Origin of the sequence: Albidovulum sp. (assembly GCF_008933605.1) — a bacterium.
Classification (GTDB): domain Bacteria; phylum Pseudomonadota; class Alphaproteobacteria; order Rhodobacterales; family Rhodobacteraceae; genus Albidovulum.
The window spans coordinates 22,416-28,738 of the sequence record NZ_WBUS01000029.1; the positions used below are offsets into that span (position 1 = coordinate 22,416).

6 protein-coding genes and 1 pseudogene are annotated in these 6,323 nt (G+C 68.2%); 5 read left to right on the plus strand and 2 right to left on the minus strand.

Annotated elements, in window-relative coordinates; all coding sequences use genetic code 11:
- Positions 1-19: 19 nt before the first annotated feature.
- On the minus strand, positions 20-1,012 hold the full coding sequence (locus F9K34_RS06265) for a TraB/GumN family protein (RefSeq protein WP_291336054.1): 993 nt from the start codon (positions 1,010-1,012) through the stop codon (positions 20-22).
- A 207-nt stretch (positions 1,013-1,219) separates the two neighbouring features.
- Here F9K34_RS06265 and groES point away from each other — a divergent pair, with 207 nt between their 5' ends.
- On the plus strand, positions 1,220-1,507 hold the full coding sequence (groES, locus tag F9K34_RS06270; protein ID WP_291336055.1) for a co-chaperone GroES: 288 nt from the start codon (positions 1,220-1,222) through the stop codon (positions 1,505-1,507).
- Between the two features lie 47 nt (positions 1,508-1,554).
- Positions 1,555-3,198, plus strand: a complete 1,644-nt coding sequence (gene groL / locus F9K34_RS06275) for a chaperonin GroEL (protein ID WP_291336056.1) — start codon at positions 1,555-1,557, stop codon at positions 3,196-3,198.
- Between the two features lie 81 nt (positions 3,199-3,279).
- Here groL and F9K34_RS06280 read toward each other — a convergent pair whose 3' ends face one another.
- Positions 3,280-3,543 carry a hypothetical protein gene (locus F9K34_RS06280; RefSeq protein ID WP_291336057.1) on the minus strand — a complete coding sequence of 88 codons (264 nt, stop codon included), beginning with the start codon at positions 3,541-3,543 and terminating at the stop codon, positions 3,280-3,282.
- A gap of 157 nt (positions 3,544-3,700) precedes the next feature.
- Between F9K34_RS06280 and F9K34_RS06285 the strand changes: the two genes are divergently transcribed.
- The 3 genes and pseudogenes from F9K34_RS06285 to F9K34_RS06295 form a co-directional block, all read left to right on the plus strand.
- The gene (locus F9K34_RS06285; RefSeq protein WP_291336058.1) at positions 3,701-4,423 is read left to right on the plus strand and encodes a winged helix-turn-helix transcriptional regulator; all 723 of its coding nucleotides are present in this window, start codon (positions 3,701-3,703) and stop codon (positions 4,421-4,423) included.
- A 588-nt stretch (positions 4,424-5,011) separates the two neighbouring features.
- Positions 5,012-5,734, plus strand: a complete 723-nt coding sequence (locus tag F9K34_RS06290; protein ID WP_291336059.1) for a winged helix-turn-helix transcriptional regulator — start codon at positions 5,012-5,014, stop codon at positions 5,732-5,734.
- Between the two features lie 135 nt (positions 5,735-5,869).
- Positions 5,870-6,323 (plus strand): annotated as a pseudogene (locus tag F9K34_RS06295) (EamA family transporter); the annotation flags it as partial.

Below are 6,323 nucleotides of genomic sequence, written 5' to 3' on the forward strand. Positions count from 1 at the left end.
CGCTCCGCCGCCGTCCGGGTCAGAAGGGCAGGCGTTCCAGCGCGAAGCCCTCGCGCTCCAGCAGTGCCAGGACGCCGTCGTGCCCCGACAGGTGCAGCGCGCCGAAGGCGGCGAAGACGGGTCCGTCCGCGGCCGCCGCCGTGATCTGCGGAATCCAGTTCCGGTTGCGCCGGGCCATCAGCAGTTCTTCCATCCGGGCAAGATCGGCATCCACCTTTTCGGGTGTCTGGCCCGGAAGCGTGTTCGCGGTGATGCGGCCAAGCTCCCAGGTGACGCGCACATCCTCGGCGAAATAGGCCTCGGTCAGGGTCGCGGCATAGTCCTCAGCGGCGTCGACCATCGAGAGGGTCGTGCGGATCATGTCGATCTGGTCGGCCGCGGACATCGAATCGAACAGCGTGAAGACCGTGTCGTAGGGTTCGAGCGCATGCACCGGGACGCCCTGGGCTTCGGCCCGGGTGATGACGCGGGCGTCAAGCCCGTTCGGATCGGCGGCCACGTCCTCCATCGCGCAGGACGGGATGCCGAGCAGCATGGCGACATACCAGGGCTGCATCTTCGCGGCCATGAAGGCAGGCACTCCGCGCGCCTGCATGGCGGCGGAGAGCGCCTGCCAGTCGGCCTCCTCCAGCCGCTCGGGCAGCGTCGGCCCCGCCGTCGAGAAGAGGCGGTCAGGACGGCGCGCCATCTCGGCCTGAAGCGCGGCCATCTCCTCCGGCCCGGCTTCCACCAGCACGACCGAGGCCGCGTCGATCGCGGGCGCGAGGCGGTCCATGACCGCGTCGTGACGGGGGTCGTCGAAGTGATAGGTGCCCACGATCTGGATCACCTCCTCGCCCCGCCTCGCGCGCCAGTGGTTGCCGCGGCCGTAGTCGAGCGCATCGACAGCCGCGGTGATGCGCGCACGTTCGGCCGCGTCGAGGGTGGGCAGTAGATCCCGGCCGCCGCAGGCGGCATCCGCCGCGGTCGCGGGGAAGGCGAGGAAGAGACAGAGGGCGGCGCTGCGGAACATCTCCGGGTCCGGGCTGGCGGCGCGGGAGGGCGCCGGTCTCGATTTGGGTGTAGCCGGCCGAAATGGCAAGCCCATGCCCAAGACGTGGCTTTTTTGCGCTCGCGGGCAGTTGACTCGGCCCGGATCCGCGCCTAACTACACCGCGTTAGCACTCGCCGAAGCTGAGTGCTAATCGATCAAACCTGGAACCCAAGGGAGTGTTACCAGATGGCATTCAAACCGCTTCATGACCGCGTTCTGGTCAAGCGTGTGGAAAGCGAAGAGAAGACCAAGGGCGGTCTGATCATCCCCGACAGCGCGAAAGAGAAACCCGCCGAAGGCGAAGTCGTCGCCGTGGGCGAAGGCGCGCGCAAGGACTCGGGCGAGCTGATCGCACCGTCGGTCAAGAAGGGCGACCGGATCCTCTTCGGCAAGTGGTCGGGCACGGAAGTGACCGTGGACGGCACCGAAATGCTGATCATGAAGGAAAGCGACATCCTCGGCATCATCGCCTGAGGCGTCTTTCCGAACCGCAACCCCTAAGACAACCAGGAGCAAGCGATATGGCTGCCAAGGACGTCAAGTTCCATTCCGATGCCCGCGACCGCATGCTGCGCGGCGTCAACATCCTCGCCGATGCGGTGAAGGTGACCCTCGGCCCCAAGGGCCGCAACGTCGTTCTCGACAAATCGTTCGGCGCCCCGCGCATCACCAAGGACGGCGTTACCGTCGCCAAGGAGATCGAACTGGCCGACAAGTTCGAGAACATGGGCGCGCAGATGGTGAAGGAAGTCGCTTCCCGCACCAATGACGAGGCCGGCGACGGCACCACCACCGCGACCGTTCTCGCCCAGGCGATCGTCCGCGAGGGCATGAAGGCGGTTGCCGCCGGCATGAACCCGATGGACCTCAAGCGCGGCATCGACATGGCCGTGCACAAGGCCGTCGAGCACATCAAGGGCGCGGCCCGCAAGGTCGCGGACAGCGCCGAAGTGGCGCAGGTCGGCACCATCTCGGCGAACGGCGAGGCCGAGATCGGCCGCCAGATTGCCGATGCGATGCAGAAGGTCGGCAACGAGGGTGTGATCACCGTCGAGGAGAACAAGGGCCTTGAGACCGAGACCGAGGTCGTCGAGGGCATGCAGTTCGACCGCGGCTACCTCTCGCCCTACTTCGTCACCAACCCCGACAAGATGACCGCCGAACTGGAGGACGCCTACATCCTGCTGCACGAGAAGAAGCTCTCGTCGCTGCAGCCGATGGTCCCGCTGCTGGAAGCCGTGATCCAGTCGCAGCGTCCGCTGGTCATCGTGGCCGAGGACGTGGAAGGCGAGGCCCTGGCGACGCTCGTCGTCAACAAGCTGCGCGGCGGCCTGAAGATCGCCGCCGTCAAGGCTCCGGGCTTCGGCGACCGCCGCAAGGCCATGCTGCAGGACATCGCGATCCTCACGGGCGGCCAGGTGATCTCGGAAGACCTCGGCATGAAGCTCGAGAACGTCGGGCTCGACATGCTCGGCCGCGCCAAGAAGATCATCATCAAGAAGGATGACACCACCGTCATCGACGGCGCCGGCGACAAGGCCGAGATCGAGGCACGGGTCTCGCAGATCCGCACCCAGATCGAGGAAACCACCTCCGACTACGACCGCGAGAAGCTGCAGGAGCGGGTTGCGAAGCTCGCCGGCGGCGTCGCCGTGATCCGCGTCGGCGGCATGACCGAGGTCGAGGTGAAGGAGCGCAAGGACCGCGTCGATGACGCGCTGAACGCGACCCGCGCGGCCGTTCAGGAAGGCATCGTCGTGGGCGGCGGCGTGGCCCTCGTGCAGGCCGCCAAGGCGCTCGACGGCGTCAAGGGCGCCAACGGCGACCAGGAAGCCGGCATCGCCATCGTCAAGCGCGCGCTCGAGGCGCCGCTGCGCCAGATCGCCGAGAACGCCGGCGTTGACGGCGCGGTCGTCGCGGGCAAGATCCGCGAGTCGAAGGACAAGAACTTCGGCTTCAACGCCCAGACCGAGGAATATGGCGACATGTTCAAGTTCGGCGTCATCGACCCGGCGAAGGTGACCCGGACCGCCCTGGAAGACGCGGCCTCGGTCGCGGGCCTGCTGATCACGACCGAAGCCATGGTCGCCGACAAGCCCGAGCCGAAGGGCGCCGCGGCCGGCGGCATGCCGGGCGGCATGGGCGGCATGGACGGCATGATGTAAGCCGTCCGTTCCTTCCGGGAACGACAGGAAGGGGCGCCGCGAGGCGCCCCTTTTTTCGTTCCGGCGGCTTCCCGCAGGGCGTCACCAGGTGCCCGCGCGGCATCCGGACTGCCGCGCCAGCCTGTCCGACAGGTCACGCGAACTGCCGAACCCGGCAGCCGGTCCGAGATCTTTCCGGGTCACCGCGATATCTCGAAGGTCCCGGTCCGAAAGCCGCAGGATTCCCCGCCGCGACCGGCCGCGGGCGATCATTCCGGAAATCTGCCGCGCCAGCCGGGCCAGCAGTCCGCGGGCGCGTGCTGCCGGGTTGGTTCCAGGGTGCGCCGCTGTCAGGATGTGTTCCATGAGGGTCTCCTCCGCAGGGATGTCGATGCCGGCCAGAGGATGCCAGCCGCATGGGCCGCAGCCGTAGTGCGCGGAGGGAAGCGCCACCGATACACAAAGTGAACTGGACGTCGCCGGCGCCGCGAGCCTACCCTCGGGCAAGTAACGGAGGTGGCCCATGGCGCGGAAGCCCTACGGTATCATCTGCCCGATAACCCACGCCTGCGACTATCTGGAGCCGCGCTGGACGCTCCAGATCCTGTCGGAAATGTGGGCCGGGGCGAGCCGGTTCAACGATATCCGCCGCGGAATCGGCAACATCTCCCCCGGGCTTCTTTCCCGCCGGCTCAAGGAGATGGAGGCCAAGGGATTGGTCGAGCGGATCGAGGACCGGGCGACCGGGGTGGTCGACTACATCCGCACGGACAGCGCGATCGACCTCGAACCCGCCATGAACGCGCTCGCCGTCTGGGCGCAGCGCAACATCGAGGCGGAGGTGGCGATCTGCGAGCCGAACCTGTCGTCGCTGATGTGGAAGATGCGGCGCTGGATCGTGCGGGACGCGCTGCCACGGCGCCGGATCGTGATGCGGTTCCACTTCCCCGACGCGACGTCGGACTTCGATACCTACTGGATGATCGCGGCGCCCGATGCCGAGATCGACATGTGCTGTTCGGACCCGAAGCTCGATGTCGATCTCTATGTGGATTCCTCCGTCCTGTCGCTGACCTCGATCATCCTTGGCCGCACGACGATCGAGCGCGAGAAGGAGGCCGAGGCCCTGTTTCTCAGCGGCGATGCGCTGCTGGCGCGGACGATGAGCCGCTGGCTGCATGTGAGCGACTATGGCCAGGCGGAGGGGGTGCTGATGCTGCGTCAGAAGGCACGCCAGGCAACCTGACGCCCGCGCCGGTCGGGACGTCGTCGGCGTGACACCCGCGCGCGTGACGTGGAGCGTGACGGAGCCGGGGCCTGGCAGCAACTCCACCACCTCGCTCCGCTGGTGATCGGCGAAGGCGGTCGCGAAGCGGGCGGCGCGATGCCTGAAACGCTCATGGGCCTTTGGCCACCGCCGCGAAATGGCGATACCCGGCGACGCAGCGGCTCCGGATGGCGGCGGCGAGCCAGTGGGCGGCCTTGACGGCAAACCCCTGCGGACGCGCCGCCTCGATGCCGGCTCCGGACGGTCCGGTCTCCGCGCGCGGCGCGGGTGAACGCCGGTCGGGTTCCGGCCGGATTCCCGGCTCGCTGAGGACGGACACGAGCCAGCCGGCGGCTCCGAACGGGGGCAGATGGCTGGCGGATCGGGGGGCGTTGCATGTCCGGCGGCGGTGCATCGCGAACCCTCCATGAGCGGTGCGCTCCCAAGCTGACCTTACGGCCGCGCCGAGTTATCCGGCCAGTCAGGGGATTGAATCGAACCCGATACAGAATGTGGACTGGATCGGGGCGCCAGCCTTGCTTACACTCGTCGCGGGAGGCGCCGCCAATGCCCGGTAAGCCCTACGGCATCATCTGCCCGATCTCGAAGGCCTGCGAGCATCTGGAGCCCCGCTGGACCATGCAGATCCTGTGCGAGATGTGGGCCGGTTCCAGCCGATTCAACGACATCCGCAGGGGCGTCGGCCATATCTCGCCCTCGCTGCTGTCGCGGCGGCTGAAGGAGATGGAGGGAGCGGGGCTGGTCGAGCGGGTCCAGGACCGTGCCAGCGGGAGCGTCGATTACTTCCGGACGGCCAAGGCGATCGAACTCGAGCCGGCGCTGGATGCGCTGGGGCAATGGGCGCAGCGCAACATCGAGGCGGAAATCGCGGTCGGCGAACCCAACATCTCGGCCATGATGTGGGCGGCAAGGCGCTATTTGAACGTCGCGGAGCTGCCGCCTCGCCGCGTGGTCATGCGTTTCCATTTCGTCGATGCGGCCAGGGGTTCCGACTGCTACTGGCTGGTGGCCCGGCCCGGGGCAGAGGTCGATATCTGCATCTCCGTCCCGGGGACGGACGTCGACCTGTACATCGAGGCGACGGCCGTCTCTGTGGCCGCCATGATGCTGGGGCGTACATCGATCGCCCGCGAAATCGAGGAGGGGCGCCTGTTCCTGTCCGGCGACCCGCGCCTGATCCGCACCATAGACCACTGGTTTCCCAAGGAAGACAACGCTGACATAGATGGGATTCTGCCAGTCAAGGCTGCCCGGCACACGGTCGGCTGACGTGTCACGGGGCTCCTTCGGCGCGTGCGGCGCGGGAACCGGGCAGGGCAAGTGCCGGGCGCGAGCCGCCGGGGCGACGAAGCCGCAGCGCGGCCTGTGTCGGTGATGCGCCTCTTCCTGCTCACCGCCCTAACAATGACCGCCTTCGCGGCCAACTCGGTCCTGAACCGGGCGGCGGTCGGGGCCGGCCATATCGGCGCGGTGGAGTTCGCGGTGGTGCGGCTGGTGGCGGGTGCGGCGATGCTTGGGGCATTGATCCTGCTCCGGCGGGCTCGGAGCGGGCAGGCAGTCTGGCCCGGGCGGCGGGGCCGGCTGGAAGGGGCCGCGGCGCTTCTCACCTACCTCTTCGGCTTCTCGCTTGCCTATGGCGCGCTCGATGCCGGCACGGGGGCGCTCATCCTCTTCGGGATGGTGCAGATCACCATGTTCGCGGGCGCGCTCGTCTCGCGCGAAGCCGTTCCCGCGCGGCGCTGGGCAGGGGCGGGGATGGCCTTCGCGGGTCTCGCCTATCTGCTCGCGCCGGGGTCCGGGGCGGCGGAGCACCCGCTGCACGCGGCGCTGATGGCCGCGGCGGGGGCCGGATGGGGCG

Excerpts from the sequence above, each read along its gene's own strand:
- F9K34_RS06265 (WP_291336054.1), bottom strand. The coding sequence starts at position 1,012 with ATGTTCCGCAGCGCCGCCCTCTGTCTCTTCCTCGCCTTCCCCGCGACC.
- groES (WP_291336055.1), top strand. The coding sequence starts at position 1,220 with ATGGCATTCAAACCGCTTCATGACCGCGTTCTGGTCAAGCGTGTGGAA.
- groL (WP_291336056.1), top strand. The coding sequence starts at position 1,555 with ATGGCTGCCAAGGACGTCAAGTTCCATTCCGATGCCCGCGACCGCATG.
- F9K34_RS06280 (WP_291336057.1), bottom strand. The coding sequence starts at position 3,543 with ATGGAACACATCCTGACAGCGGCGCACCCTGGAACCAACCCGGCAGCA.
- F9K34_RS06285 (WP_291336058.1), top strand. The coding sequence starts at position 3,701 with ATGGCGCGGAAGCCCTACGGTATCATCTGCCCGATAACCCACGCCTGC.
- F9K34_RS06290 (WP_291336059.1), top strand. The coding sequence starts at position 5,012 with ATGCCCGGTAAGCCCTACGGCATCATCTGCCCGATCTCGAAGGCCTGC.